Source organism: Streptomyces sp. NBC_00341 (assembly GCF_041435055.1).
GTDB lineage: Bacteria > Actinomycetota > Actinomycetes > Streptomycetales > Streptomycetaceae > Streptomyces.
The window spans coordinates 2382707-2408187 of record NZ_CP108002.1; the positions used below are offsets into that span (position 1 = coordinate 2382707).

The following is a 25481-nucleotide window of genomic DNA, read 5'->3' on the forward strand; positions in this document are numbered from 1 at the left end:
CATAGTGGACAACGCAGCCAGGGCCATCGGGGGATGAGATGCTGCGTATCGAGTTCGGCACGGAGGATCTCAACCGGCTGCGGCTGGCGGAATCCGTCCATCCACTGTGGGAAACGGCGCTGAGTCTGCAGCTGTTGCAGAACCGGCACGCCGCACTGGTCTTTGATCCGTGGCGCCGCAAGGCGCGCGCGGACCTGGACGACGAGGGGCTGACCGGGACGACGGCCGCGCTGATGCGGATCTGCCCGCACGCGGAGTACTTCCCGGACTTCCTCACCCCGCGCACCGGCGACACCGGCCTGGAGGCCGGGCTGGACGCGGTGCTGTCGACGCCGCGCGAACGGCTGGGACGGGAGCTCGGGCAGCTCTACCCGGACCGGTGCATGCCCGCGTCCGTGCGCCGGCTCGCCGAGGGGGATCTCGCGGCGCTGCACTGGCTGGGCCAGGCGCTGCGGCGGTTCCACAGCGTGGCGGTGGCCCCGTACCAGGACGCGATCCGCGCCGAGGTCGCCGCCGATCTGCCGCACCGCTCGCAGGCGGCGCTCACCTCGGGCGCGGAGGGGCTGCTGGCCAGCTACCAGTCGGAGCTGATCCGGCGGGACGGTGCGCTGGAGTGCGCGTATCCGATCGAGTGGGAACTGACGCTGGACGGGCGCCCGTTGCACCTGATCCCGTCGTTCTTCTGCACCCGCTGGCCGGTGACGCTGGCGGACCCCGGGCTGCCGCCGGTCCTGGTGCTCCCGCTGGCGCCCGCGCCGGGCTGGCTGGACCGCGTCCGCCCGCCGTCCGGCACGCTCGACTCACTGGGCCGACTGCTCGGCCACACCCGCGCGCAGGTGCTCGACGTCCTGGACCGGCCCATGTCGACCGGCGGGATCGCGGCCGAGCTGTTCCTCGCCCCGGCGAGCGCGAGCCGGCACACGGCGGTGCTGCGTGAGGCCGGCCTGATCAGTTCGCACCGCCGGCGCCACGAAGTGCTTCACCGACGCACCTCGCTGGGCGAGGCGCTGCTGAACGGCGAGCCGCGCACGGCGTGAGCACGCGCGAACCCCGGACCCGGCAGGGCGCTCTGCGAATCCCGGCCATGACAGCGACCGAAACGGATCAGGTGCTCAAGCGGTTCGTCGCCGGTGTACGGCCGTTGGTGCCGACGGTGGCCGTCCGGGCACACGGTTCACTGGCGCTCTGCGACTTCCAGCCCCACGGGGCCGGGGCAGCCCGTCAGGACGCGCTGCGCTTCTGCTGGGACTGGGTCGCGGCGGTCTTCTTGGCCGTAGCCTTCTTGGCTGCTGTCTTCTTCGCTGCCGTCTTCTTCGCCGCCGTCTTCTTCGCCGGGGCCTTCCTGCGCGACCGCATCGGGTGCACCGTGGCATCCGTGGCATCCGTGGCATCGCCCTCGTCGGTGCCTCGGCTCTCCTTCGCGGCCTCCACGGAGGCGTTCAGGGCCGCCATCAGGTCCATGACCTGCCCGGATTCCCGCTCCGTGTCCTCGGCCGGCTTCGGAGTCTCCTTGCCCTCCGACTTCGCCTCGATGAGCTGCTCCAGGGCCTCGCGGTAGTGGTCCCGGAAGCCGGAGATGTCGTCGGCGGCCATGGTCTCGGTGAGCTGGACGGCCTGCTCGATCTCGTTCTCGTCCAGTTCCACGTCCTTCGGCGCGAGGGACTCCGGGCTGCGGATCTCGTCGGGCCAGTGCAGGACGTGGAGCACGATCGCCTCATCGCGGACCTGGAGCATGCCGAGGCGTTCGCGGCCGTGCCAGGCGAACTTGGCGACGGCGACCTTCTCCGAGCGCTCAAGCGCCTGCCGGAGCAGGGTGTACGGCTTCGCGGCGACCTGGCCGCCGCTCGCCAGGTAGTACGAGTCGGCGATCCGGACCGGGTCGATGCCGGCCGCGTCGACGAACGAGACGATCTCGATCGCCTTCGCGGTCGGCAGCGGCATCTGGTCGAGCTCCTCGTCCGTGACCGGGACGGTCTCGTCCTTCGTGATCTCGTAACCCTTGCCGATCTCGTCCTGCGACAGCTCCTCGCCGTCGAGGTCGCACACCTTGCGGGTCCGCACCCGGCCCATGTCCGACAGGTGGAACTGATGGAAGTGGATCGCGCGGTCCTCGCTCGCACTGATCACCTTGATCGGGATCGTGACCAGCCCGAAACTGATCGCTCCGGTCCACAGGGGTCGCGGCATCCCTACCTCCAGGCCCGTGGCGGGTGCGGCCGGGTCGACCGCTATACGCACGGTGAACGGCCGAACGGCGCCGGCCGGGCCACCGCCGCCCGCACCTCGATCCTGACCCCGACCGGTCGTGATCGCACGCCGGACAGGCGCGACGGCCCGGGGAGGCGGGCGTCCGGACACGTCCCCGGCCGCATTCGGCGGGCCTCGATCACCTGAGCAGCCAAATGCTTGCGCCGCCCAGGACAAGGAGCAGGCAGACGGCCAGATTGGTGCGCCAGTACGTCCGGAGAATGGCGACGAACTCGCGGATCATCGCGCTGGGCCAGAAGTACGCGGCAGTGGGTGACCCGACGACGTGGCCTCTGACCCCCTCCCGGCGGGCGGTCACCGCGGCGCGGAAGACGTGGTAATTGTTCGTGACCACGACACACCGGTAGTCGGGATGGGCCTTCTCCATGATCGATTTGCTGTAGCGCAGATTCTGCTCGGTCGTCGTCGAGCGGTCCTCGCGCTCGATCAGGGCGGCCGGGAATCCGCGCTCGATCAGGTACTCGGCCATCGCGTGTGACTCCGGCAGGCTCTCGTCGGGCCCCTGACCGCCGGAGGCGAGAAGGACGGGCTGCCTGCCGCGAGCTGTCAGCCTCGTGTGCACGGCTCGGGCCCGCTCAAGCCGGCCGGCCAGCAGCGGCGACACCCTGGTGCCGTTGATGAGACCGGCACCGAGCACCACCACGTAGTCGGCCTTGCGGTGGATGTGGAGGCGGCCGTAGAGAAACGCGTAGACGACGAAGCAGACGAACAGGAAGGCGATGTAGCCGGCCAGGGCGAGCACTGTGCCTGTCACCACCACCAGGGTGACGTTCTCCAGGATCAGGGCGGTGATCATCAGTGCGAGAAGGACCACCAGGGCAAGCCCTGTCAGCAGGGACAGGAGGTTGGCGGGGCTTCTGCCCTCCTTGCGCACCATCGTCACGCCGTTGGAGATCAGGAACCAGGCCAGGATGGCGATGCCCACCGCCACGAGGAGGACGAGCACGATGCCGATCTCCCTCCCCGCGGCCGGTTGCGACCGGGCCAGCCCGGCGAGCCAGGCGGCCGCGGCGAAGGTGAGCGACAGTCCCAGGAGGACGGCGTTGCTGAAACGCCGGCGCTCGTGGAGCGTGCCGACACAGAAGGCGACGAAGAGCAGGACTGCTGGAACATAGGCCACCATGCGCACATGCTAGGCGGAGGGCCGCGGGCGCCCCCGAGGAGGCCGGAGGCGTCCTCGACGGCCGCTGCGGCACCGGAGCCCGCCCGACAGGTACCTCGCGCGTATGAGCAGTCCCCCTACAGCCGCGCCAACGTCCCCGGCCCGACCACCGGCACGGGCTGGAGCCGGCAGGGGACTGTGGAAGCCGAACGGGCCGGAGGGCGCGAGAGGTTCGCTTGCCCGTCGACACGTCGGTCGGGGAACGATCGTGTCCTGCTCCGGCTGCCGCAGATGCCGGGCGTAGGCATGTTCAGCAAGGGCACATGAGCTCCAATGGAAGGAGGCGTCATGAAGCCACTGGACTCCGCGCCCCTGGACACGGAGAGCGGCAGACCCGTCGAGCGCGGTGCGCCCGGGGCGGAAGGCCCGAGCCGGGAGAGTACGCACCGGCCGGCCGGTGAGAACGAGGTGGACCCGAGGGAGTTCGCGGAAGAGGACCCCAGGGAGCGGGTCAACCGCCGCTGGAACGAGATCCTTCAGGAAACGAGGGTCGCCCAGACCGGTATACAGATCCTCTTCGGCTTCCTGCTCAGCGTCGCGTTCACTCAGAGATTCGAGAAGCTGGGCGACTTCGACCACCGTGTCTACGTCATCACCGTCCTCCTCGGCGCCGCCGCCATCGGAGCACTCATAGCGCCCGTCGCGCTGCACCGGTTCCTTTCCGGCTCCCGGATGAAGGACGAAGTGGTAGCCGTCGCCGGACGGTTCATGGTGTGCGGCATGGTCCTGCTCGCACTGACCATCGGCTGCACGCTCCTTCTTCTGCTGCACACCGTACTCACCGACCTTCTGGCGGAGATCCTTGTCGGCACCGTCATGGCGTGGTTCGCCGCGGCCTGGTTCGTACTCCCGTTGGTCCTCAAGACGCGCTCGGGCCGCCGAGGCGACTGAGTGATCGAGAAGCGGCTGCCGGGCTGCGGTCCGAGCCGGGCGGGGAAAGGTCGGAAAGCGCCTCTGACACAGGTCAAAGGCCCATTCCGGGCAAGTCCGCTGGTAGCGGCAGACGAGTCGGGCTGTACGCCGGGTTCTGTCTCCCGGTCGCCTCGCGGCGGCCGGGGAGACGGCCATCCATCTAGGACCGGCATTGCTGCCGGTCTCGTGCGGTCTACCCGCGAACTCGGGCGGGCAGCCCTCGAACGTTCGCGCAGGGCCGTCTTGCGACGGCCCCTCTTGACCTTGCTCCGGGTGGGGTTTACCTAGCCGCCTGAGTCACCTCAGGCGCTGGTGGTCTCTTACACCACCGTTTCACCCTTACCGAGGACCGAAGTCCAAGGCGGTCTGTTTTCTGTGGCACTGTCCCGCGGGTCACCCCGGGTGGCCGTTAGCCATCACCCTGCCCTGTGGAGCCCGGACGTTCCTCGGGAGGGTCCGAAGATCCTCACGCGGCCGTCCGCCCGGCTCGTCTGCCGTGGCGCCCATGCTACCTGCCCGGGGCGGGCGGACCGTTCAGAGGAACGTCTCGGTCTCCAGATCCAGCCCGAAGGGCTCCGGAAGGCGGATGGCCTTGCCGAACGGGACGGTGCAGTGCTGGCGGTAGTCGTCCCCCTGCGGGTCGCTGAACAGGGTCACCGATGACTGTTCGCGATCGACCAGCAGGTAGAGGGGTACGGGCCCCCGGGCATAGCAGTGGCGCTTGCCGGTGCGGTCGGCCGCCGGTCTGGACGAGGTGACCTCGACGACCAGGGCCACGCCCTCGCAGGGCATCCAGGGATCCGCTCCCCGGTACAGGCGCAGTTCGGTGGGGGCGAAGGTGCCGTCGGGGATGGCGTGGTTCTCGGGGCACCCCCCGCCACCGCGCAGCTTCAGGCCCTTGTTCCCGGAGAAGTCCATATCGGTCCGGGCATGCCTGATCACCTGCTCAAGAATCAGGCTGATGCAGTCCTCATGATCCCCGTCCGGCGGCGGCGTCACGACGATCTCGCCCTCGATCAGCTCGGCCCGGAAGCCCTCCGGCGTATCCAGCGCCAGGAAGCCCTCAAGCAGGACGTCCGCCTGCGAGAGCGGTTCGTGCGGCATGGCAGACATGTCACGCCCCTTCCTCGGTCGCCCGCCAGAATGAGACATCGGGGAATCCGCCGTCCGTGAGAGGGGGATGTTTCCCTCGATCGTGGCGCGGGACGGCGCGCCCGTGTCAGAGGCGGACCGAAGCAGCGAACGCCGCGATCCCCACTGTCCACGCCGCCGCGACGTCGGAGCCCGCGGGGAAGCGGCCGTTGAGTTCCATCGTCACCATGCCGTGGGCGAAGGCCCAGGCGGCGCGGGCGCGGTCCGCGTCGTCCGCGAGGGCGCGGAACAGCGGGGCGGCGGCGCGTTCCTCCAGGTCCGGGGGGAGGGGGCGGCCCGTGGTGAGGCGGTAGAGGTGGGGGTGGGCGAGGGCGTGGGTGCGGTAGGCGGTGGCCAGGGCCGGGAAGGAGCCAGGGGCGGTGGACTCGGCCGATTCGAGGGCCTCGGCCGTCTCCCGCAGCATCACGCCGGCCAGGGCGTTCACCACCGAGGACTTGTCCGGGAAGTGCTTGTAGAGGGACGGCGCGGTGATGCCCACCCGGGCGGCGAGCCGGCGCATGGTGAGCGCCTCCGGGCCCTCCTGCTCCAGGAGCGTGCGCGCGGCGGTGACTATCTGGCCGGGGCGGTCGGTGGCGGGCGGGTCCGCGAGGTCGGTCACGCCGGTCCTTCGTTCGTGAGGAGGAATCAGGGGGCGGAATCAGGGGGCAGATTCGTGGGGCGGAATCCGGGGACGGATTCGTGGGGCGGAGAGGCCGAAGGCGCGATCGTACGAGAACGGGTACGGGGCTCGCTCAGGCGGGTGCGAACAGCACCTTCGACGTGCCCGGGTCCGCCTGTGTGAGCCGTACCCGCAGCCGTTCCCCGAGCGGGAGCGGCGTGCTGCCGCCCTCGATCCGGCCGACGATCGCCGGGTCATCGATGTGGATGGTGCCGGTGGCCGGATCCTGTTCCTTCACGTCGACCACGTACCCGTCGAAGACCGTTCCGATCCGGTCCTTGAGCAGCGCGGCCTCGACCAGGTCCACGCACTCGCGCTCCACCGTGTTGGCCCGCCGGGTCCCGTCGGCCATCTCCTTCGGCAGGGCGGGCAGCGCGGCCAGGACCCACTCGGGCGGCTCGCGGTCCCCGGCGGTGGCGACGCACAGTTCGGCGGCGTACCGGTCGACGAGGCGGCGCAGCGGCGCGGTGCAGTGCGTGTAGAGGTCGGCGACGGCGGCGTGGACGGCGGGGGCGGGCAGGTCGCCGTGCTCGAAGACGGTGTATCCGGCGCCGCGCAGCAGCGTGGTGCAGTCCTGGAGGAAGGCGGCGTGGTCGGTCCGCTTCGGGTCGAGGGAGCGGACGACCTGTGCGTACGGGACGTGGTGCGGCCAGTCGACGTGCAGGGCCTCGGCCGAGCGGCGGAGGCGGGCGACGGCGCCGTCCGGGGCGACCGGCAGGGTACGCAGGATGCCGGTTCCGCTCTCGGCCATCAGGTGGGCCGCGGCCATGCCGGTGAGCAGGGAGATCTGGGCGTTCCAGCCGTCGGCGGGCAGCGGGGCCCGGTATTCGAGCCCGTAGCCGCCGTCCCGCTCGACGATCTCCTGCTCCGGCACGTTGAGGGAGATGCCGCCTCTGGCGACCTCCTGCTCCTCGCGGAGGGTGCCGATGTCCCTGAGCAGCGCGAGGAGCTCCTCCGCGGTGCCCGCGTCGATCCGCTGCTGCACGCCCGCGTAGTCGAGCTTGGCGCGGCTGCGTACGAGCGCCCGGCGCACCCGGGTGGCGACGGCGCGGCCCTCGGCGTCGAGGTCGATCTCCCAGAGCACGGCGGGGCGGGTCCGGCCCGGGAGGAGGCTGGCGGCGCCCTCGGAGAGCGAGGTGGGGTGCAGCGGCACCTTGCCGTCGGGGAGGTAGAACGTCGTCACCCGGCGGTGGGCCTCGGCGTCGAGCGCGCCGCCGGGGCGGACGAAGGCGGCGACGTCCGCGATGGCGTAGTGCACGCGGTAGCCGTGGGCACGGCGTTCGAGGTGCATCGCCTGGTCGAGGTCCGTGGAGGTGGGCGGGTCGATGGTGAGGAACGGCAGCTCCGTGGCGTCCTCGTGCCCGGCGACCACCGGGTTCCTCGCCGCCTCGGCCGCTTCGGCGTGGACGTCGGGCGGGAAGTCCTCGGGGAGCCGGAGTTCGGTGCGCAGCTCGCGCAGGGCCGTCCGCAGCGGGGTGCCGGCTGCGCCGGTCAGGTGGAGGTGGCGGCGGGGCATGGACCGAGCGTATGACGGGGCGGGGCGGGCGGCATCCCGGGTGCGGGGAGGGCGGGGGCGGGACTGCCCGTACGCTGGCGCGAGGGGATTTCACGGACCCGGGCGACGCCGCCGCGAGCCGTGGACCGGTCCGCACCGCCGGTCGTCCCCTTCCCGTTCGTACGAAGGAGAACCGCCGTGCTCGTGCTGTTGCCGCCCTCCGAAGGAAAGGCCGCCTCGGGGCGGGGAGCACCTCTGAAGCCGGAGTCGCTGTCGCTGCCGGGACTGGCCGGGGCGCGGGCCGCCGTGCTGGAGGCCCTCGTGGAGCTGTCCGTGGCGGACGAGGAGAAGGCCCGCGTGGTGCTGGGGCTGAGCGAGGGCCTGCGCGGCGAGATCGCGAAGAACGTCGAGCTGCGGACGGCCGGCACCCGTCCGGCCGGGGAGATCTACACCGGGGTGCTGTACGACGCGCTGGACCTGGCGTCCCTGGACACCGCCGCCCGCCGCCGGGCCGGGAAGTCGCTGCTGGTGTTCTCCGGGCTGTGGGGCGCGGTCCGGGTGGGCGACCGGATTCCCCCGTACCGCTGCTCGATGGGGGTGAAGCTGCCGGGCCTCGGCGCCCTCGGGGCGTTCTGGCGCACGCCGATGGCGGAGGTCATGCCGGAGGCGGCCGGGGACGGACTGGTGCTGGATCTGCGCTCGTCCGCCTACGCGGCGGCGTGGAAGCCGAAGGGCGAGGTCGCCGAGCGCACGGCGAGTGTCCGGGTGCTGCACTCCCAGCTGGTCGGCGGGGTGGAGAAGCGGTCGGTGGTCAGCCACTTCAACAAGGCCACGAAGGGCCGGATGGTCCGCGATCTCCTCCGCTCGGGCGCCGCGCCGAAGGGGCCCGCGGAGCTGGTGGGCGTCCTGCGTGATCTCGGGTACGTGGTGGAGGCCGAGGCGCCCGCGCGGGCCGGGCGGGCGTGGGAGCTCGATGTCGTGGTGACGGAGATCCACTGAACCGGCGAGCTCGGTGACAAGGATTCACTGAACCCGCGAGCGGAGCCCCTTGGCCCGGCTCCGGACTCGCTCGTTGCAGCATGCGCAACGCTCGTTGCGTGGAGTGCGGTCTTCGCGGCAGGATGAGGGCATGACCTCCTCCGTGCTGGACCTTGCCCCCGTCGTGCCCGTCGTCGTCCTGGAGGACGCCGCCGACGCGGTGCCGCTCGCCCGTGCCCTGGTCGCGGGCGGGCTCCCGGCGATCGAGGTGACGCTGCGGACCGCCGCCGCCCTGGACGCGATCAGGGCCATCGCGGCGGAGGTGCCGGACGCGGTGGTCGGTGCCGGCACGGTGATCTCGGCGCGGAACGTCTCCGACACGGTGGCCGCGGGCGCCCGGTTCCTGGTCAGCCCCGGCTGGACGGACGCCCTCCTGAACGCGATGAAGGCGTCGGGGGTGCCGTTCCTGCCGGGCGTCTCCACGACGTCCGAGGTGGTCGCGCTGCTGGAGCGCGGGGTCACCGAGATGAAGTTCTTCCCGGCGGAGGCGGCGGGCGGCACGGCCTATCTGAAGGCCCTCTCCGCCCCGCTCCCGCAGGCCCGGTTCTGCCCGACCGGCGGCATCTCGCTCGCCTCCGCACCGTCCTATCTGGCCCTGCCCAACGTCGGCTGCGTGGGCGGCAGCTGGATGGTGCCCGCCGACGCGGTGGCGGCCGGGGACTGGGCCCGGGTGGAGCGGCTGGCCGCGGAGGCGGCGGCGCTGCGCGGCTGAGGCGCGAAGATCCGGGGGCGAAAAAGGGCGGAACATTTGGCGCGATTCGCGTGCATGCTCCCCGGCAGCCGGGGCACGAGACCTTCAGGGACACGTGACCCGGACTCCGGGTGACCCGGGTTCCGGCAGGCAATCCCCCAGCCCGCCGGAACCGCCTCGGCCCCATCGGCTTCCCCCCGCCGATGGGGCCGAGTGCCGTCCGGGCGCTGTCCGGAAGGCCTCAGAGGAGGCCCTTAGAGATCCTCAGGGGTCCTTACCGCAGGTGGGACGTGTCGTTCAGCAGCCGTACGGAAGCGTTGCCGTCCGCGTAGTAGGCCACGGTCGACACGGACGCCGCCGAGAGCTCCATCCGGAACAGCGACTCGGGCGGGGCGCCGAGCGCCAGCCTCACCAGGGTCTTGATGGGCGTGACGTGCGTGACCACGAGGACCGTGCGGCCCGCGTAACGGGTGACGAGGCGGTCGCGGGCAGCGGCTACCCGGCGGGCGACCTCGGCGAAGCTCTCGCCGCCGCCGGTGGGGGCCGCCTTCGCGGAGGCCAGCCAGGCGTCCAGATCGGCGCCGTACCGCTCCTTGACCTCACCGAACGTCAGGCCCTCCCAGGCGCCGAAGTCCGTCTCGCGCAGCCCGTCCTCGATCCGGACCTCAAGGCCCAGCCGGGCCGCCACCGCACCGGCCGTCTCGCGGCAGCGGCGCAGCGGGGAGCTGACGATCTCCTGCACGGTGCCGCGGGCGGCGAACGCCTCGGCCGCGTGCGCGGCCTGCTCGCGGCCGGTGGCGGAGAGCTCGGGGTCGGTGCCGCCGCTGCCGGAGAACCGCTTCTCGGGGGTGAGCGCGGTCTCGCCGTGCCGCAGCAGCACGAAGGTTGCGGGCGCGCCCAGGTCGGGGGCGCCCCAGCCGGTCTGCGGGGTGGCCGTGGCGGCGGGAGCGGGCCGGTTCAGCGCGGCCCTCGCCCTCGCCGCACCGGCCGCCGCGTCGCCCGGCGGACCGGAGACCGGCGGCAGCGTGGCGGCCACCGAGGAGCGCGGGGTGTCGAGCGCGGCCGTCGAAGCGGACGGCTCCCACTGCCTGCCGCGCTTGCCGGCGTCCATCGCCTCGTTCGCGAGCCGGTCCGCGTGCTTGTTCCGTTCGCGCGGGATCCACTCGTAGGTGACGGCGGACGCCGGGAGGATCCGGGCGGCCTCGGCGGCGAGGGGCTTCATGTCCGGATGCTTGATCTTCCAGCGGCCCGACATCTGCTCCACGACCAGCTTGGAGTCCATCCGGACGTGCACCCGTACCCCGCCGCCGTCCGGGGAGTCCGGGCCCTCCGGGGCGTCCGGCACCAGGGCTTTCGCGGCCCGCAGACCGGCGATGAGGCCCTTGTACTCGGCGACGTTGTTCGTCGCGACGCCGATGTACTCGGCCGCCTCCGCGAGCGTCTCCCCCGTCACCGGGTCGATGACGACCGCGCCGTACCCGGCGGGCCCCGGGTTGCCCCGGGAGCCGCCGTCGGCCTCGATGACGAACTGGCGCTCAGGGGTCACTACAGACCCGAGTCCGCGGTGCGGACCAGGATGCGGTGGCAGTTCTCGCAGCGCAGCACCGTGTCGCGGGACGCGGCCTTCACGTCGTTGACCTCGGTGATGTTGAGCTCAAGACGGCAGCCCTCGCAGCGGCGCTGGTAGAGGCGGGCGGCGCCGACCCCGCCCTGCTGGGCGCGGAGCTTGTCGTACAGCTTGAGCAGGTCCGCGGGGACGGAGGCGGCGACGAGCTCGCGCTCCTTGGTGATCGTCGCGGTCTCCGTGTCGATCTCGTTCGTCGAGGCGTCCCGGCGGGCGGTCGCGTCGTCGACCTTCGCCTGGACTGCGGCGACCCGGTCGGTCAGCTCAGTGACCCGCTCCTGCGCGGACTCCCTGCGCTCCATGACCTCGAGGACGACGTCCTCCAGGTCGCCCTGGCGCTTGGCCAGCGAGACGATCTCCCGCTGGAGGCTCTCCAGGTCCTTGGACGAGGTGACGCTGCCGGAGTCCATCCGCTGCTGGTCGCGGACGGCGCGCTGGCGCACCTGGTCCACGTCCTGCTCGGCCTTGATCTGCTCGCGGGCGGTGTCGCTCTCCTCGGTCGTGGAGGCGACGAGCAGGTCGCGGAGCTGGGCGAGGTCGGTCGTGAGCGACTCGATCTCGGCGTGCTCGGGAAGGGTGTCGCGCTTGTGCGCGAGCTGGGAGAGGCGCTGGTCGAGGGCCTGGACGTCGAGGAGTCGGATCTGGTCGGCGGGCGCGGCGTTCAGTTGGGGGCTCCAGAAGAGTGGTGGGTGGTCCAGGGGTCGGTGACCTGCTTCGAGACATGGACCCGCAGGTCCCATCCGTGGCGGTCGGAAATCGCGTCGAGCTGTGCCGCGGCCTGTTCGCACCACGGCCATTCGGTGGCCCAGTGTGCGGCATCGACCAGGCCGAGCGACGAGTGCTGGACGGCCTCTGAGGCCGGGTGGTGGCGCAGGTCGGCGGTGAGGAAGGCGTCCACACCCGCCGCGCGCACCGCGTCGAAGAGGCTGTCGCCGGATCCGCCGCTCACCGCGACGGTGCGCACGAGGGCGTCCGGGTCGCCGGCCAGCCGGATGCCCTGCGCGGTGGCGGGCAGCCGGGCGGCGGCGCGGGCGGCGAACTCACCGAGGGTCTCGGCTTGGCCGAGCGTGCAGATCCGGCCGAGACCGCGACGGCCCGCGGGGTCGGTCGGGTCCGGTACGAGGGGCCGCTCGACGCGCAGGTCGAGGGCGCCGGCGAGGGCGTCGGAAACACCGGGATCCGCGGAGTCGGCGTTGGTGTGGGCCACGTGCAGCGCGATGTCGTGCTTGATCAGCGTGTGCACGACCCGGCCCTTGAAGGTGTCGGCCGCGACCGTCGTCGTACCGCGCAGGTAGAGCGGGTGGTGGGTGACGATCAGCTGGGCGCCGAGCTTCAGCGCCTCGTCCGCGATGTCCTGGACTGGGTCGACCGCGAAGAGCACCCGGTCGACCTCGGCGTCCGGATCGCCGCAGACCGTGCCGACCGCGTCCCATCCTTCGGCCCGCTCGGGCGGCCAGAGGGCGTCGAGCTCGGAGATGACTTCAGACAGACGGGGCACGGAGGAAAGGCTACCTGCCCTCCGTGCCCCGCAGTCCATGGCCGCCGCACCCCGTACGGGCGGAACGGCGGCCGGTCATGAATCGTTACTTCACCAGGTCCGCACGGAGGTCGTCACTTCACGAGGTCCGCGTCCGCGCGGAGGTCGCTACATCACCAGGCCCGCGCGGAGGTCGCTACTTCACCAGGTCCGCGCGGAGGTCGTCGAGGACCAGGTTGGCGGCCGTGACGCCGAGGCCCAGGTACCAGGTCTCGTCGGAGACGTTCTTGGCCCGGCCCTCCTTGACCGCGGTGAGGTTCTTCCACAGCGGGTTGGACTGGGTGGTGTCGCGCTTGGTGGCCTTCGGTGCGCCGTACACACCGGTGAAGATCCAGTCGGCGTCGGCCTCGTCGATCTTCTCCGGGCTGATCTCCGCGGCCAGCTCGTTGATCTGCTGGTTCTTGGGCCGCGGCAGACCGGCGTCGTCGAGGATCGTGCCGATGAAGGAGGCCTTGGCGTAGAGGCGGATCTTGTCCGGCAGGTAGCGGACCATCGAGATGGTCGGCTTCTTCGGGCCGACGTCCTCGCCCAGCTTCTTCGCGTTGGCCTCGTAGGCGCCCAGCTCGGACTTGGCCTTGGCGGTCTTGTCCAGCGCGGCGGCGTTGAGGAGGTAGTTCTCCTTCCAGGTGAAGCCCGGACGGATGGAGAACACGGTCGGCGCGATCTTGGACAGCTCGTCGTACTTGTCGGCGGCGCGCAGCTGGCTGCCGAGGATCAGGTCGGGATGGAGGCCCGCGATCGCCTCAAGGTTGAGGTTGTTGATCGTGCCGACGTTCTTGGGGTTGCCGGCGTTCTTCTTCAGGTACGAGGGAATGGCCGCGTCGCCCTCGGAGGGGGCGTAACCGACCGGCTTCACACCCAGCGAGACCACGTTGTCGAACTCGCCGACGTCGAGCACGACGACGCGCTTCGGGGCGGCCTTCAGCTCGGTCTTGCCCATGGCGTGGGTGAGGGTGCGGGGGAACGTGCCCGCCGGGGCGTCGGTCCCGTACTCCGCCGTCTTCTTCGCCGCGTCCCCGAAGTCCTTGCCGCCCGTCGCGACCGCGGCCTTCTTCTCGCCACCGGCCTCGGACTTGCCCGAGCCGCCCGACGCGCCGTCGTCGCTTCCGCAGGCCGAGAGGGACAGGGCGGCGGCTACGGCCAGACCGACTGCGGCGGTGCCGCGGCGTCGAAGGGACATGACTTGCTCCAGTTGCGGGTGACACAGACAAGACTTAGGACTGCCTAACCTTAGCCACGCCCTGATCGTGCAGCACACCCACCCCCTCCTCCTCAGGTGAATACGGGCATCACCACCCATATGTGTGAAGTGGCGGGTCTCATGTTGTTCGGCAGGAAGTGCGAAAACTAGCTTCGGTGGCCGGAGGTGACGAGTCGATGACTGCCTGTGCCATCGAGGACGGGACCGCGGCGGAGGTCGAAGCCGGCGAGACGGTCGAGCCGGTGGAGCTGGTGGAGCCGGGGTCCGACGAACCGAACGGGGCCGCGGAGCCCCCGGATCCGCCGACGGACGCGGCGCCGAACGGTGCGGAGGGCGCTGCGGCGGACGCGGCGACGGAAGCGGCCTGCCCGCCGGTGGTACCGCAACGGCCGACTGCTGAAACGGTCCTGCCGACGCCCGCGTTCACCATCACGGCGAACGGCGCGTACGCGGCACGGCTGACGGCCGCTCGCCCCGAGGCCCCGGAATGCGCTGACGTGGGCGACACAGCCTGGTTCCCGGAGCGCTGGACGCTGGACGGCCCCGAGCCGTACGCCGTACCGCTCCCCCTCAACCAGCCGGAGGACGCCGGCTCCCAGGTGCTGCCGCTGGCCGACGGGCGGGTGCTCATCCGGCGCCGGGTCGCGGACGGGCACACCCTCTCGCTGCTCTACCCGACCGGCCCCGGCACCGGTGAACTGCTGCTGGGCGCGGTCGAGTGCGACGAGCTGACCCTGCTGCCGCCCTCACCGGACGGCGCCAGCGCGTACGCCCTGTCCACCGGCGCGTACTCCACCGGGCTCTGGCTGGTGGCGGGCGGTTCGAACGGGCCGGAGCAGATCGCTGAGCTGCCGGGGCGCTGCTCCGGCGGGGTCTGGCTGGACCGGGCCGGCCGGCTGCTGGCCCTGGACCGGGAACCGGCGGGGGGCGGTCCGGTCAAGGCGGTCGCGGTGGACCTGGGGCGGGGCGCCGAGATGACACCGCTGCTCCAGATCGCGCCGGACAGCGATGACCGGCTGCTGCTCGCGGACCCGGACAGCGGTCTCCTGCTGATCCGCTCCGACGCGCCGGGGCACGACCGGCTCGGCTGGGGGGTGCTGGGCAGCTGTCTGCCGGTGCGCTTCCCGGAGTGCCTGCGGCCGGCCGACGCCGCGGTGACGCCGTTCGCGGTGCAGCCGGGGCAGATGCTGATGCCGGAGAGCTGCGCGGTCGCCCTGCGGATCGACGGGGCGGCGGGCAGCTGGCTGGGGGTGTGGCGGCCGGCCGGCCGCCGGCTGCACCAGCTCCCGGTGCCGGAGGGCTGGCTGGCGGGCAGCGGTGTCTGGTCCCGCGAGGGCGTACTCGCCCTGCCGTACGCCAACGGGGAGACGGACTGCGCGGTGGCGCTCCTGACGGCACCGGCCGACGAGGAACCGGCTGCGGTACGGGGCCCGGCCGGATATCCGGAAAACGGTATGCAACCGTCCGGGGCCGTGGCGCCTCCTTCTGTGTGTAGGCCGGTTCCTCTGGGGCAGGCGCCATTGGTGGGGCGTACCAGTACCCGCTAGACGCACCGGTCTAAAGTTGGGCCGGGGGATCACGTATTCGCGCACCGCGGTTGCCGACGGTGACCGCTTCCCGGGTGGCGGTGGCGTGATGACCCCGGAGACAAAACGTAAGCGATCACAACGGGGTGACTTCCCACATGTCTGAAGCCCGAACCGACACGACCCAGACGCGTCCGCCGGGGGCGGCCGCGGGGCGGGCCGAAGCCGGCGGCGCCGGAAAGCACCGGGGGGACGTGGCGCCGGACGACTCGGCAGCACAGCCGCTCGGCCGCCACCGCCGCACCGCCGAAGAGGAGAGCAGGGCGGCCTGACCGCCGGAGACATCAACGAGTGATACGGGGCAGAGAGAGGGCCCCCGCGGCCGGCCGGCTGCGGGGGCCCTCCCCTGTGCGCGTCCCCGCGGCCGGCCGGTCAGCCGCGCTTCAGGCCGAGCACCTCCGCCGCCGCGAACGTCTCGTTCGGCGGGCGGTCCGCGTAGTACGGCGAGATCAGCTCGTCCAGCTCGTCGAAGGAGAACGTCTCCTTCGACGCGTCGAACTTCGCCGCCACCTTCGGCCGCTCCACGATCGCGACCATCCCGCCGTGCACCACCAGCAGCTGCCCGTTGACCTTGGCGGCCGCCGGGGAGGCCAGATAGCCGACGAGCGGCGAGACGTGCTCGGGTGCGAGCGCGTCCAGCCCGCCGTCCTGCGGTTCCTGGAAGCCCGCGAAGACGTCCTCGGTCATCCGGGTCCGGGCGCGCGGGCAGATGACGTTGGCGGTGACGCCGTACTTGGCCAGGGCCAGCGCGGTGGAGGTGGTCAGCCCGACGATGCCGCCCTTGGCCGCCGCGTAGTTGGGCTGGCCCGCGGAACCGGCCAGGAACGCCTCGGAGGAGGTGTTGACGATCCGGCCGTAGACCGGTCCGCCGGCCGCCTTGGACCGGGACCGCCAGTGCGCGGCGGCGAAATGCGTGGTGTTGAAGTGGCCCTTGAGGTGGACCCGGATCACCGAGTCCCACTCGTCCTCGGTCATCGAGAAGATCATCCGGTCGCGCAGGATGCCCGCGTTGTTGACCAGGATGTCGAGCTGTCCGTACGTCTCGACGGCCAGTTCGACCAGGGCGCGGGCCTGCTCGTGGCCGGACACGTCGCCGAGGTGCGCGACCGCCCGCCCGCCGGCCGCCCGGATCTCCTGCGCCACCTGTTCGGCGGGGGCGGCGGACGCCTCGCCCGAGCCGTCGCGGCCCGGCTGCCCGTAGTCGTTGACGACGACGGCCGCGCCGAGCCGCGCCAGTTCCAGCGCTTCGGCGCGGCCGAGGCCGCGGCCGGCTCCGGTGACGATCGCGGACAGTCCGTCCAGGGGAAGTGACATCGGATCTCGGGGTCCTCTCGGGAGGGGGCGGGGCGGTATGCCGGTGGCTCAGAGCTCGATGCAGGTACGCAGCGACTCGCCGGTCCGCATCTGGTCGAGGGCGTCGTTGATGCCGTCGAGCCGCACCCGGTGGGTGATCATCGATTCGAGGTCGATGCGGCCGGCCCGCCAGAGGGCGATGGCCCGCTCGTACGACCGGAGCACGTCCCCTCCCCCGTACATGGAGGGCAGGATGCGCTTCTCGTCGAAGAACAGCTCGAACATGTTGACCTGGAAGTTGTCGTCCATGGCGCCCGCGCCGACGACGCAGAGGGTGCCGCCGCGCCGGGTGTTCTCGTACGCGGTGCGGGCGGTGACCGACTTGCCGACCACCTCGAAGACGTAGTCGAAGCCCTCGCCCGCGGTGATCCGCTGCTTGGCGTCGCCGAACTCGTCGGGCGAGACCGCCTCCGTCGCGCCGAACCGCAGCGCCGCCTCGCGCCGGGAGGCCACCGGGTCCACGGCGATGATCTGGGCGGCTCCCTGCACCCTGGCGCCCTGGATCGCGGAGATGCCGACCCCGCCGCAGCCGATCACGGCCACCGACGAACCGGCCTCCACCTGGGCGGTGTTGATGGCGGCGCCGAGTCCGGTGGTGACGCCGCAGCCGATCAGGGCGGCGATCTCGAACGGCACGTCGTCGGGGATCGGGACCGCGCAGTTCGCGCCGACGACGACCTCCTCCGTGAAGGTGCCGGTGCCCGCGAAGCCGAAGACGTCACCGCCGGGGCGCTTGAAGTTGGGGGTGCCCGCGTTCATGAATCCGGCCAGGCACAGGTGCGTCTGGCCGCGCTTGCAGGACGCGCAGGCGCCGCAGGCGGGCAGCCAGCAGACGAGCACCCGGTCCCCGGCGCTGAGCCCGGTCACCCCGTCACCGACGTCGAGCACCTCGCCGGCGCCCTCGTGGCCGGGTACGAAGGGGGCGGGCTGCGGCAGCACGCCGTTCATCGCGGACAGGTCGGAGTGACACAGCCCGGTGGCCCGGATGCGGAGCCTGACCTTGCCGGGGCCGAAGCCCACCGCCTCGACGTCGTCGAGGACTTCGAGTTTGTCCTGGCCGGTCTCGTGCAGTACGGCTGCGCGCATGGTGCGGCTCCCCTCGGGGTCGGTACGTGCGGTTGGTGCGGTGCCTGCGGGTCGGTGCGGTGCCTGCCGTTGGTGCGGTACGTGCGGGTACGTGCGGGTACGTGCGGGTACGTGCTTCAGGAGTGTTCGACGAGCGTGTCCACGAGGACGGGTGCGTCGTCGCGTTCGGCGGCGGTCACCTGTACCTGGACCCGGCCGTCATCGGCCCACATCCGGATGCGGAGGGTCTCGCCCGGGAAGACGATCCCGGCGAACCGGGTGCTGTACGAGCGGATGCGGGACACCTCGCCGTCCAGCAGGGTGTCGGCCACCGCCTTGAGCGTCATCCCGTAGGTGCAGAGCCCGTGCAGGATCGGCCGCTCGAAGCCGGCCAGCTTGGCGAACTCCGGGTCGGCGTGCAGCGGGTTCCAGTCCCCGGAGAGCCGGTAGAGCAGCGCCTGGTCGGCCCGGACCGGCCGCTCCACCACCCGGTCCGGCTCGCGCTCCGGGGCGGCGAGCCGCTGCGAGGGGCCGCGCTCGCCGCCGAATCCGCCCTCGCCGCGCACGAAGATCTGCGCCTCGTTGGTCCACAGCGGGCCGTCGTCGTCGGTGGCCTCGGTACGCAGGACGAGGACGGCCGCCTTGCCCTTGTCGTACACGGCGGCGACCTTCGAGGTCTGAACGGCGTTGCCCCGCACCGGAATCGGCCGGTGCACGCGTACGGACTGGCCGCCGTGCAGCACGGCGGCGAGGTCGACGTCGATCCCGGGCGCCGCGAGGCCGCCGGCCATCGCGAGACCGGCGCCCGCGACGGTGGCGAAGCTCGGCAGGACGTGCAGCCGGGACTCCAGCGTGTAGCGCAGCTCGTCCGGATCGGTGGCGTCGTCCGGCCTGCCGGGGGCCGTGCCCGCCCCGAGGCCCAGGTGGTAGAGCTGGACGTCCTTGTGGTCCCAGCTGATCGTGGTCGAGCGGGGTTCGGCGGCAACCGCCTCTGCGGCATCAATGGGCATGGGAGAGCTGCTCCTTGATGGTGGGAAGACCTCGGCGCGGCCTTCCGCACCGTCGGCCGCACCGAGGTCGTGCGGGACCGGAGGCCGCGTCCGTTCTAGAACGCGTTCTAGCCGGTGGCCCTATGTATAACGCAGCACCCAGCAGTTGTGAAGACTCCTGACGCTACGTCAGATCCCTTTGTCCCGGGGCGATCCGGCCGGCCGGATGCCCACCGTCCCGTTCCCGTCCGTCCGGCGCCGACCGGTCGATGACATTTGTCATCACTGAGTCCGTACATGCGCCTCTGCCGGGGCCGTACCCAGGCTCCGTAACGTCATGTCCATGAAATCAACAACGGGGAACGGGACCGCGGTGGTCTTCACCGGGGCAGTCAAGACCTTCGGCCGGGGCGACGAGCGCGTACGGGCCGTGGACGGCATCGGGCTGACCGTCGAGCGGGGCGAGACGGTCGCACTGCTCGGCCGCAACGGCGCAGGGAAGTCCACCGCCATCAGCCTGCTGCTCGGCCTGGACGAGCCGGACTCCGGCAGCGTGCAGGTGCTGGGCCGCACCCCGGACCAGGCGGTCCGGGCCGGTCTGATCGGCGCGATGCTCCAGGAGGGGCAGCCCATCCCCCGGGTGACCGTCCGCGAGCTGATCACCTTCGTCGCCTCCACCTACCCGCGCCCGATGCCGATCGCTGAGGCGCTGGACCTGGCGGGCGTCGCGGAGTACGCGAACCGGCGCATCGACAAGCTCTCCGGCGGCCAGCTCCAGCGCGTCCGGTTCGCCGTCGCACTGGCCGGCAACCCGGAACTCATCGTCCTGGACGAACCGACGGCGGCCCTGGACGTGGAGGCCCGGCGCGGCTTCTGGGACTCCATGAGGGCCTACGCCAGGCGCGGCAACACGGTGATCTTCTCCACCCACTACCTGGAGGAGGCCGACGAGAACGCCGACCGGATCGTCGTCATCGACCGGGGCCGGATCGTCGCGGACGGCAGCGCCGATTCCATCAAGGAGGCGGCCGGCCTGCACCTGGTCTCGTTCGACCTGGCGGGCGGGCCCACCGAGGGCCTCGATCTGCTGCCCGGTGTGGCCACCGTCGAGGTGACCGGGGACCGGGCGCTGCTGCGCACGGCCGATTCGGACGCCACCGTCGTGGAGCTGGCCCGGCTGGGCCTGATCCGGAGCCTCCAGGTCTCCCCCGCCACGCTGGAGACCGCCTTCCTCTCCCTCACCGCACCGGCGGCCGCGGCCGTTCCGCAGGACAACAACCAGAACCGCAACCGGAACCAGAGCCAGCACCAAGGCCAGCACCAGAAGGAGACCGTCTGATGTTCCAGTACATTCTGCTCGAAATCCGCCGGACCCTGCGCGACGGCTTCTTCCTGCTCTTCGGTTCCGGAATGCCGGTGATGATGTACCTGCTCTTCACCAACATCGGTGGAGGAGGGGATGCAGGCGACTGGAAGACCGGCTCGATGGTCGGCATGGCCGCGTACGGGGCGCTCGGCTCCGCGATGGCGATCGGTACGGGGGTCGCGTCCGACAAGTCGCTCGGCTGGCTCCAGCAGTTGCGGGTCACTCCGCTCTCCCCGTCGCAGGCGGTCGTGGGCCGCGCGATCAGCGGATCGGTGACGGTACTCCCGACGATCCTGACGGTGCTGCTGGCGGGCGGGCTGGTCAACGGGGTCGAGCTGGCGGCCTGGCAGTGGGCCGCACTGGTCCTGCTGCTGTGGATCGGCGCGCTGCCCTTCACCCTGCTCGGCATCGGCAACGGCTACCGGCTGACCCCGCAGGGCACCGGCGTGGTCAACGTCGCCTGTTTGATGGGCTTCGCGATCGTCGGCGGGCTGTGGTTCCCGCTGGAGCTGCTCCCCGGCTGGCTGAGCTCCATCGGCGGATTCACCCCCGCCAACCGGTTCGCCGAACTGGGCTGGGCCGCCACAGAGGGCCACGCGCCCGGCGCGACGACCATCGGCGTACTCGCCGGTTGGCTGCTGCTGTTCGGTGGGTACGCCGTGGTCTCGTACCGTCGGTCCGCGAGGACCGTGTGACAGGAGTGAACATGTTCGGGAACGGATCGGAAGCGCGCGAGGCACGGCGCAAGCGGCGTGCGGAGCGACGGGAGTGGCGCAGGGAGCACCGGCGTCCGGGGCCTCCCGGACCGTACGTCCTGCTGCCCTGGCTGCTGCTCGGCCTCGGCGCCTTCTCCAATCTGTTCCAGGGCGAGAGCCCCAACCCCTGGATCGGCGGCATCGGCCTCTTCGCCTTCAACTCCCTCTACATCTCGGTGGTGTTCCGGGGCTTCGACAAGAAGGCACGCGAGAGCCGCGTGACGTACGCGATGCTGGCCGCGCTGACGGCCATCACGCTGGGGCTCGCGATCGGGTACGGCGGAAGCTGGCTGCTGTTCTTCCCGCTGCTCTCCCTGGCCTGCGGAACCATCCTGCGCAAGCAGTGGCTGGCGGTCGGTCTGCTCGTGCTCGCCGTGACGGCGTGCGTGGTCTCGATCTGGGGCAAGGACAGCACCGGGACCCCGTGGACACTGGCGTACGGCACCTTCATCTCCGGTGCGGTGACGGCCGCCCTCCTCACTCTGTCGGAGACGGTGATGGAGCTGCGCTCCACCCGGCAGGAACTGGCCCGCAGCGCTGTGGAGAGGGAGCGGCTGCGCTTCTCCCGCGATCTGCACGATCTGCTGGGCCACACGATCTCGGTGATCGTCGTCAAGTCGGAGGCCGCGCGCAGGCTCGCACCGCGCGACATGGACCAGGCGCTCCAGCAGGTCGCCGACATCGAGTCGGTGGGCAGGCAGGCGCTCACCGAGATCCGTGAAGCGGTCACCGGCTACCGCGAGGGCAGCCTGGCCACCGAGCTGGACCGGGCCAGGTCCGCGCTGATCGCCGCCGGCATCGAACCCACCGTCCGCCGCTCCGGCCCCCCGCTCCCGCCCCAGGCCGAGGCGCTGCTGGGCTGGGTGACACGGGAGGCCGTCACCAACGTCCTGCGCCACTCCACCGCCACCACCTGCGCCTTCGTGATCGACGGCACCCCGGACCGGGTCCGCCTGACGGTCACCGACGACGGCCGCACCACGGCCGCGGCACCCACCCCGGGCATCGGCGGCACCGGCCTGAAGGGCCTCACCGAACGCCTGGCGGCAGCGGGCGGCTCCCTGGAGGCGGGACGGGGGCCGGGCGGCGGCTTCGTGGTGACGGCGGAGCTTCCGACGGACGAGCCGGGCGGGGAGGACGGGAACGGCGGCACGGCCACCGCCCCGGCCCCGGCCCCGGGCGCGTAGACGGGGTCAGTGGCGGGGCCTGTCTTCATCCGGTCGGCCCGATGATGCGCGGGACACCCTTCCGCTTCTAGGTGGTGACTTGGAGTCGCCTACGGGACAGCCGGCCGACTCCCCAGGCGATGGCGAGGGCTGTGATGACAATGGCGGCACCGATCGGTGAGCCTGCAGCTGTCGTGGCCCAGGGTGCGCAGGCCACCAGGATCGCGAGGATGTGCCGGGGACGGACTCCCGGGACCGCGGTGCGGATGGCGATCAGCAGCATGACGGGACCGAGTTGCTGAATCATCCCGAGGAAGAAGTCGCCCTCGCCCGAGAGGGCCGCGTAAAGGGAAGGCAGCCAGGTGATGACGGCGTACGCCGAGGCCAGTCGGCGGTCGACTCTTCCTGGTACGACCGCTGCGGGCATCACCACCACCAGAGCCAGTAGCGGAATCAGCCAGGCGGAACCCTCGGCCCCTGCGAGCAGCGCCGCGAGGGACAGCGCCCCCAGCACCCGGGACATCGACCAGCGTCCCAGACAGGCCATGGCCCCGGCCGCCAGCACGGCCACGTACACCGCCGCGCCGAGGAGATCCACACCGGCCGTGCTCCCGCCACGCACGGCGTCCGCCACGGCGGTGGTCAGCCCGGCGGCGGCGATCGACCCGGCAGCCGCCAGGGCGTACGGGGCCGCGGCCACCAGGAAGCGGCCTGCCCGATGACTGGAGCCGGTGTGTGTCCTCACGCGCAACGCATGGGCCGCTATGTCCAGTTGCTCCAGACGGCCGGCAGCCGCCGAGGCTCCCTCGCCGGCATCCCGGTACATCTGCAGGATCTCGGCACCGTGGCTTGCCCGATATCGGCGCGGGTAGAGAGACAGGACACGGGAGGAGTGCCGGGCGTCGGTCATGCGGGGGCTCCGGTCGGCTCGATGGTGGCTTGCTTGAGGCGTCGGGTGGCCTCGCGAGCGGTGGTGGTGATGCGCCGGACTTCCGCGGCGAGGGTGTCCCGTCCGGTGCGGGTGAGGGTGTACGTGCGCCGGAGCCGCCCCTCGACCCGCTCCTCCGAGAAGACCTCGATCAGGCCTTCCTGCTGAAGGCGTTCGAGAGACCCGTAGAGCGTCCCGGTACGTAGCCGCACGCGGCCCTGAGAAATCGTCAGCACCTCCTGAGCCAGTCCGTAGCCGTGTCGGGGCCTGTCGGCCAGAGCCGTGAGGATGAGCAGGGTCGGTTCCTGCATGGATCTACTGCGATCAGCCATGCGAGCGACCATAGTACGTTCACCGGACTATTGAACAGCGGTTGACGAGCACAGATTCATCAGGAAGCGGGTGGCGGACGGTCCCGTGAGGCCGAGAAGACCACGGCCGCCGCCGCCTGGCCGCAGCTACATCACAGGTACCCCCGAGAGCCCGCACGGCGATCCGAACGAAACCGCCTGGGCATGAACCGGAACCGGGCGTTCGGCGCCGGGGAGTAGGTCGCACGGCCGATGCCGGTCCCGGTGTAGCACCTGCGACGGACCCGGCCCGCACCTCATGTAGCCCCTGCGACGGCCGCCTGGCTCGTCAGCGCAGGTGACGACCCGGATCACCGCCGCCGCTTAGCGTGCTGAGGGTATTCGGAGCCCCCCGGCGGCTTTCAGGGGCTCCGCTCGCCTCCCCTACGCGCCGAGCCGGAGCTTCGCCATGCCTAGAACGACACTCGCGGCCGGTCCGGCGGCCTTCAGCCTCTTACTCGGGCTGTGGGGGATCACCCGCGAGGACAGCATGTGGCGTGACGAGGCGGCGACGTGGCAGGTGGCTCACCGGAGCATCCCGGAGATGTGGCACCTGCTGGACACGGCCGAGGTCGTCCACGGCCTCTACTACCTGTTCGCGCACGGCATCTTCGCCGTCTTCGGGGACAGCCTCCTCGCCCTCCGGCTGCCCTCCGTCCTGGCCATGGCGGGGGCCGCCGCCGTGATCACCCTCCTGGGCTCCCGGCTGGCCGACCCCTGCACGGGACTGGCCGCGGGCCTGGCCTTCTCCTTGATCCCCGGAGTGCAGCAGTACGCGCAGGAGGGACGTTCGTACGCCCTGGTCACAGCCTGTGCGGCGCTGGCCTGCCTGCTGCTGGTCGAGGCGACCGACGCGACCGGCAGGCGTGGTACGGCCCTCTGGGCGGCGTACGGCACGACCGTGCTGCTGGCCGCGCTGCTCAACTGGTTCTCGCTCCTGCTGCTGCCCGCACACGCCGTGACGCTGGCCCTGACCCGCCCGCCCCGCGCGACCGCCCTGCGCTGGGGAGCCGCCTCCTCCGCCGCCGCGCTCGGCACGCTCCCCCTCATCCTGGCGAGCAAGTCCCAGACGGGTCAGGTCGCCTGGATACCCCCGGTGCGCCGGGGCACCCTGCTCGGCCTCCTGCTGACCCTCCTCGCGGGCGCCCTCTGCGCCTGGCTCGCCCGGCCGGGGAAGGCCCTCGGCGCACCCCGCCGCGACCGCGCCGCGCTCACGGCGGTGGCCGCACCCCTGCTCGCCGTACCCCAACTCCTGCTGCTGGCCGCCTCGCTGGCTCAACCGGTCTACCTCACCCGCTACGTCCTCTTCAGCTACGTCGGGCTCGCCCTGCTCATCGGCGCGGCATGCCGGGGCCTCGCACTCCGTCTGCGCACACCCCCGCGTCGGCTGATCGTCGCGGCCATGACCCTCGCCTTCCTCGGACTGCTCCCCGTCCAGCTGTCACTGCGCGCCCCGGCCGGCCGGATCGACGACGTACTCGTCACGGCCGAGACCGTCGCCTCGGTTCGCGAGGCGGGTGACGGGGTGTTGTACATCCCCGCAGCACGCCGTGACACCGCCCTCGTCTCGCCCACGGCGTTCACCGGGCTCAGGGATCTGGCACTGGTCCGGGACCCGCTGGAATCCGGCACCATGAACGGTGTGGAGGGCACCCCGGCGCAGATAGCGGCGGCGATGTCGGCGGCACGCCGCATCCTGGTCGTCAGCGACGACAGTGCGCCGTCCGTCCACACGGATCGCGACCGCACCAAATGGCGCGTCCTCAAGGAACGCTTCGTCCGCTGCTCCGAGGTCAGCGAACACGGCCGCCGGGTCACGGTGTACCGGCCCCGGGCGAAGCGGGGCCGCTGGCAGCCCGGCTGGTCACAGCGCCGCCCCGCCGTGCGGGACACGATGGGGCGGCGCCGGATGGCTTGCTCAGATGCTGCCGAAGTCTCCGGCCTTGACGCCCACCACGAAGGCGGTGAACGCGTAGGCGGGGATGCCTAGGACCGGGCCGCGCAGGTCCTTGGAGTCACGGACGGGGACGATGCCGCGCGAGACGGCAAGGTTGGCTGCGATCTCGACGCACTGGCCGCCATTGCTGCTGTAGGAGGACTTGAACCAGCGGAGGGATTCGGTCGTCACGGGGTGCCCTTTCACCGTTGCAACGTGGACGCCAAAGAGGCGGTGTGCGCCTGCCGA

At 71.6% G+C, this 25481-nt stretch carries 25 protein-coding genes and 1 other RNA gene; 10 read left to right on the forward strand and 16 right to left on the reverse strand.

Features of this window, described 5'->3' with window-relative positions:
- Window positions 1-38 precede the first annotated feature (38 nt).
- Complete coding sequence (locus OG892_RS10540; protein WP_328867275.1) at window positions 39-1037, forward strand: ArsR family transcriptional regulator; 999 nt, start codon at window positions 39-41, stop codon at window positions 1035-1037.
- Between the two features lie 184 nt (window positions 1038-1221).
- Here OG892_RS10540 and OG892_RS10545 read toward each other — a convergent pair whose 3' ends face one another.
- A complete protein-coding gene (locus OG892_RS10545) occupies window positions 1222-2187 on the reverse strand; it encodes a Ku protein (RefSeq protein ID WP_371628977.1) in 966 nt (321 codons plus the stop codon).
- Window positions 2188-2386: 199 nt separating this feature from the next.
- Window positions 2387-3391, reverse strand: coding sequence for a YdcF family protein (locus tag OG892_RS10550; protein ID WP_073735759.1), 1005 nt, complete (start codon window positions 3389-3391; stop codon window positions 2387-2389).
- A gap of 327 nt (window positions 3392-3718) precedes the next feature.
- Between OG892_RS10550 and OG892_RS10555 the strand changes: the two genes are divergently transcribed.
- Window positions 3719-4321, forward strand: coding sequence for a DUF6328 family protein (locus OG892_RS10555; RefSeq protein WP_242436683.1), 603 nt, complete (start codon window positions 3719-3721; stop codon window positions 4319-4321).
- 109 nt (window positions 4322-4430) lie between these two features.
- On the opposite strand, the gene rnpB is transcribed toward OG892_RS10555, so the two are convergent.
- The 4 genes from rnpB to OG892_RS10575 form a co-directional block, all read right to left on the reverse strand.
- Window positions 4431-4832: RNase P RNA component class A (gene rnpB, locus OG892_RS10560), an RNA gene on the reverse strand.
- Window positions 4833-4876: 44 nt separating this feature from the next.
- Window positions 4877-5446 (reverse strand): Uma2 family endonuclease, encoded by a 570-nt coding sequence (locus tag OG892_RS10565; RefSeq protein WP_371631612.1) that lies wholly within the window; start codon window positions 5444-5446, stop codon window positions 4877-4879.
- Window positions 5447-5561: 115 nt separating this feature from the next.
- Window positions 5562-6092, reverse strand: a complete 531-nt coding sequence (locus tag OG892_RS10570; RefSeq protein ID WP_073735761.1) for a TetR/AcrR family transcriptional regulator — start codon at window positions 6090-6092, stop codon at window positions 5562-5564.
- A gap of 133 nt (window positions 6093-6225) precedes the next feature.
- Complete coding sequence (locus OG892_RS10575; protein ID WP_371628978.1) at window positions 6226-7668, reverse strand: RNB domain-containing ribonuclease; 1443 nt, start codon at window positions 7666-7668, stop codon at window positions 6226-6228.
- Window positions 7669-7845: 177 nt separating this feature from the next.
- On the opposite strand from OG892_RS10575, the gene yaaA reads away from it, so the two are divergent.
- Window positions 7846-8646, forward strand: a complete 801-nt coding sequence (yaaA, locus tag OG892_RS10580) for a peroxide stress protein YaaA (RefSeq protein ID WP_327336616.1) — start codon at window positions 7846-7848, stop codon at window positions 8644-8646.
- Between the two features lie 130 nt (window positions 8647-8776).
- Entirely contained in the window at window positions 8777-9397 is a 621-nt protein-coding gene (gene eda, locus OG892_RS10585; protein WP_073735764.1) for a bifunctional 4-hydroxy-2-oxoglutarate aldolase/2-dehydro-3-deoxy-phosphogluconate aldolase, read from the forward strand.
- Between the two features lie 253 nt (window positions 9398-9650).
- Here eda and OG892_RS10590 read toward each other — a convergent pair whose 3' ends face one another.
- The 4 genes from OG892_RS10590 to OG892_RS10605 all read right to left on the reverse strand — a co-directional run bounded on the left by OG892_RS10590 (window position 9651) and on the right by OG892_RS10605 (window position 13717).
- Window positions 9651-10922, reverse strand: coding sequence for a bifunctional RNase H/acid phosphatase (locus tag OG892_RS10590; protein ID WP_371628979.1), 1272 nt, complete (start codon window positions 10920-10922; stop codon window positions 9651-9653).
- Window positions 10922-11665, reverse strand: coding sequence for a zinc ribbon domain-containing protein (locus OG892_RS10595; protein ID WP_242436691.1), 744 nt, complete (start codon window positions 11663-11665; stop codon window positions 10922-10924). Before OG892_RS10595 ends, OG892_RS10590 begins: the two co-directional genes overlap by 1 nt.
- On the reverse strand, window positions 11662-12498 hold the full coding sequence (locus OG892_RS10600; protein WP_073735767.1) for a Nif3-like dinuclear metal center hexameric protein: 837 nt from the start codon (window positions 12496-12498) through the stop codon (window positions 11662-11664). The genes OG892_RS10595 and OG892_RS10600 overlap by 4 nt, the downstream gene beginning before the upstream one ends.
- Before the next feature lie 175 nt (window positions 12499-12673).
- Entirely contained in the window at window positions 12674-13717 is a 1044-nt protein-coding gene (locus OG892_RS10605) for an iron-siderophore ABC transporter substrate-binding protein (RefSeq protein WP_328867268.1), read from the reverse strand.
- 197 nt (window positions 13718-13914) lie between these two features.
- On the opposite strand from OG892_RS10605, the gene OG892_RS10610 reads away from it, so the two are divergent.
- Entirely contained in the window at window positions 13915-15285 is a 1371-nt protein-coding gene (locus tag OG892_RS10610) for a hypothetical protein (RefSeq protein WP_371628980.1), read from the forward strand.
- Window positions 15286-15422: 137 nt separating this feature from the next.
- Window positions 15423-15596, forward strand: coding sequence for a hypothetical protein (locus tag OG892_RS10615; RefSeq protein WP_371628981.1), 174 nt, complete (start codon window positions 15423-15425; stop codon window positions 15594-15596).
- Window positions 15597-15696: 100 nt separating this feature from the next.
- On the opposite strand, the gene OG892_RS10620 is transcribed toward OG892_RS10615, so the two are convergent.
- From OG892_RS10620 to OG892_RS10630, 3 genes are all read right to left on the reverse strand, one after another.
- Window positions 15697-16638, reverse strand: coding sequence for a 3-oxoacyl-ACP reductase (locus OG892_RS10620; RefSeq protein ID WP_073735770.1), 942 nt, complete (start codon window positions 16636-16638; stop codon window positions 15697-15699).
- Between the two features lie 48 nt (window positions 16639-16686).
- Complete coding sequence (locus tag OG892_RS10625) at window positions 16687-17763, reverse strand: Zn-dependent alcohol dehydrogenase (RefSeq protein ID WP_328867266.1); 1077 nt, start codon at window positions 17761-17763, stop codon at window positions 16687-16689.
- Between the two features lie 116 nt (window positions 17764-17879).
- Complete coding sequence (locus tag OG892_RS10630) at window positions 17880-18752, reverse strand: MaoC/PaaZ C-terminal domain-containing protein (RefSeq protein ID WP_371628982.1); 873 nt, start codon at window positions 18750-18752, stop codon at window positions 17880-17882.
- A gap of 352 nt (window positions 18753-19104) precedes the next feature.
- Here OG892_RS10630 and OG892_RS10635 point away from each other — a divergent pair, with 352 nt between their 5' ends.
- Genes OG892_RS10635 through OG892_RS10645 form a run of 3 tightly spaced genes read left to right on the forward strand, consistent with a single transcriptional unit; the run spans window position 19105 to window position 22039 of the window.
- Window positions 19105-20070 (forward strand): ABC transporter ATP-binding protein, encoded by a 966-nt coding sequence (locus OG892_RS10635; RefSeq protein ID WP_371631613.1) that lies wholly within the window; start codon window positions 19105-19107, stop codon window positions 20068-20070.
- Entirely contained in the window at window positions 20070-20792 is a 723-nt protein-coding gene (locus tag OG892_RS10640; RefSeq protein ID WP_363222146.1) for an ABC transporter permease, read from the forward strand. The genes OG892_RS10635 and OG892_RS10640 overlap by 1 nt, the downstream gene beginning before the upstream one ends.
- An 11-nt stretch (window positions 20793-20803) precedes the next feature.
- Complete coding sequence (locus OG892_RS10645) at window positions 20804-22039, forward strand: sensor histidine kinase (protein WP_371628983.1); 1236 nt, start codon at window positions 20804-20806, stop codon at window positions 22037-22039.
- A gap of 67 nt (window positions 22040-22106) precedes the next feature.
- Here the strand turns inward: OG892_RS10645 and OG892_RS10650 are convergent, their stop codons facing one another.
- Window positions 22107-22763, reverse strand: a complete 657-nt coding sequence (locus OG892_RS10650) for a hypothetical protein (protein WP_371628984.1) — start codon at window positions 22761-22763, stop codon at window positions 22107-22109.
- A 161-nt stretch (window positions 22764-22924) separates the two neighbouring features.
- Complete coding sequence (locus OG892_RS10655) at window positions 22925-23278, reverse strand: helix-turn-helix transcriptional regulator (RefSeq protein ID WP_328867262.1); 354 nt, start codon at window positions 23276-23278, stop codon at window positions 22925-22927.
- Between the two features lie 427 nt (window positions 23279-23705).
- Here OG892_RS10655 and OG892_RS10660 point away from each other — a divergent pair, with 427 nt between their 5' ends.
- A complete protein-coding gene (locus OG892_RS10660; RefSeq protein WP_079193416.1) occupies window positions 23706-25286 on the forward strand; it encodes a glycosyltransferase family 39 protein in 1581 nt (526 codons plus the stop codon).
- Here OG892_RS10660 and OG892_RS10665 read toward each other — a convergent pair.
- Window positions 25215-25424 (reverse strand): DUF397 domain-containing protein, encoded by a 210-nt coding sequence (locus OG892_RS10665; RefSeq protein WP_073735777.1) that lies wholly within the window; start codon window positions 25422-25424, stop codon window positions 25215-25217. The genes OG892_RS10660 and OG892_RS10665 overlap by 72 nt on opposite strands.
- Window positions 25425-25481: the final 57 nt, after the last annotated feature.

Bases quoted from the DNA above. Each gene is read 5' to 3' on its own strand.
- OG892_RS10545 (WP_371628977.1), bottom strand. From the start codon at position 2,187: ATGCCGCGACCCCTGTGGACCGGAGCGATCAGTTTCGGGCTGGTCACG.
- OG892_RS10550 (WP_073735759.1), bottom strand. From the start codon at position 3,391: ATGGTGGCCTATGTTCCAGCAGTCCTGCTCTTCGTCGCCTTCTGTGTC.
- OG892_RS10575 (WP_371628978.1), bottom strand. From the start codon at position 7,668: ATGCCCCGCCGCCACCTCCACCTGACCGGCGCAGCCGGCACCCCGCTG.
- OG892_RS10605 (WP_328867268.1), bottom strand. From the start codon at position 13,717: ATGTCCCTTCGACGCCGCGGCACCGCCGCAGTCGGTCTGGCCGTAGCC.
- OG892_RS10645 (WP_371628983.1), top strand. From the start codon at position 20,804: ATGTTCGGGAACGGATCGGAAGCGCGCGAGGCACGGCGCAAGCGGCGT.
- OG892_RS10565 (WP_371631612.1), bottom strand. From the start codon at position 5,446: ATGCCGCACGAACCGCTCTCGCAGGCGGACGTCCTGCTTGAGGGCTTC.
- eda (WP_073735764.1), top strand. From the start codon at position 8,777: ATGACCTCCTCCGTGCTGGACCTTGCCCCCGTCGTGCCCGTCGTCGTC.
- OG892_RS10630 (WP_371628982.1), bottom strand. From the start codon at position 18,752: ATGCCCATTGATGCCGCAGAGGCGGTTGCCGCCGAACCCCGCTCGACC.
- OG892_RS10620 (WP_073735770.1), bottom strand. From the start codon at position 16,638: ATGTCACTTCCCCTGGACGGACTGTCCGCGATCGTCACCGGAGCCGGC.
- OG892_RS10615 (WP_371628981.1), top strand. From the start codon at position 15,423: ATGTCTGAAGCCCGAACCGACACGACCCAGACGCGTCCGCCGGGGGCG.
- OG892_RS10625 (WP_328867266.1), bottom strand. From the start codon at position 17,763: ATGCGCGCAGCCGTACTGCACGAGACCGGCCAGGACAAACTCGAAGTC.
- OG892_RS10555 (WP_242436683.1), top strand. From the start codon at position 3,719: ATGAAGCCACTGGACTCCGCGCCCCTGGACACGGAGAGCGGCAGACCC.
- OG892_RS10610 (WP_371628980.1), top strand. From the start codon at position 13,915: ATGACTGCCTGTGCCATCGAGGACGGGACCGCGGCGGAGGTCGAAGCC.
- OG892_RS10640 (WP_363222146.1), top strand. From the start codon at position 20,070: ATGTTCCAGTACATTCTGCTCGAAATCCGCCGGACCCTGCGCGACGGC.
- OG892_RS10655 (WP_328867262.1), bottom strand. From the start codon at position 23,278: ATGGCTGATCGCAGTAGATCCATGCAGGAACCGACCCTGCTCATCCTC.
- OG892_RS10540 (WP_328867275.1), top strand. From the start codon at position 39: ATGCTGCGTATCGAGTTCGGCACGGAGGATCTCAACCGGCTGCGGCTG.
- OG892_RS10660 (WP_079193416.1), top strand. From the start codon at position 23,706: ATGCCTAGAACGACACTCGCGGCCGGTCCGGCGGCCTTCAGCCTCTTA.